Raw genomic sequence first — 611 nt, 5'->3', positions numbered from 1 at the left:
TTAGTGCCTCACTATGAGGCGATTCAAACCATCTTAGCCGCCGTGCAGATGGGTGAAGGAGTGATTAAGGTGACAGGTGAAGTTGGTACGGGCAAAACCATGGTTTGTCGCAAGCTGATTGAACAGATCGAATCGCAAGTGGAATTGGTCTATCTACCCAATCCTGTGCTCAACGGAGAGCAATTGCAGTTTGCCGTGGCAAGAGAGCTAGGTATTGATAATAACGATCCATTGCGCATTGTTTCTTTAATTCAAGAACACTTGATTCGTGTGCATTCAACCGGGAAGAAAACCGTTCTGATCGTCGATGAAGCTCAAGCTCTTTCTCCTGAGGCTTTAGAAACACTGCGCTTGTTCGGCAATTTAGAAACCGAGCGAGACAAATTGATTCAGTTGGTACTTTTCGGTCAGCCTGAATTGGATGAACGCTTGTCCATGCACGAATTACGGCAGTTTCGTCAACGCATTACGTTCAGTTGTGGGCTGCGTCCGTTGTCTGTCGATGAAGGGGTTGCGTACATCAATAATCGCTTAGACAAAGCGGGTAATGGGGCGCACATTTTCTCCATTGAACAGAAAAAAGCGATTTGGCGTTCTGCCATGGGCATACC

At 46.8% G+C, this 611-nt stretch carries 1 protein-coding gene; it reads left to right on the top strand.

Annotation, left to right across the window (positions count from 1 at the left end; genetic code table 11):
• The coding region (locus R7093_RS26410; RefSeq protein WP_318147175.1) for an ExeA family protein at positions 1–611 on the top strand (611 nt) is incomplete at both ends.

The organism is Vibrio sp. 1580 (assembly GCF_033340055.1).
The sequence above is the reverse complement of the archived record's forward strand: the minus strand, read 5'-3'. Positions and strand labels throughout refer to the sequence as shown.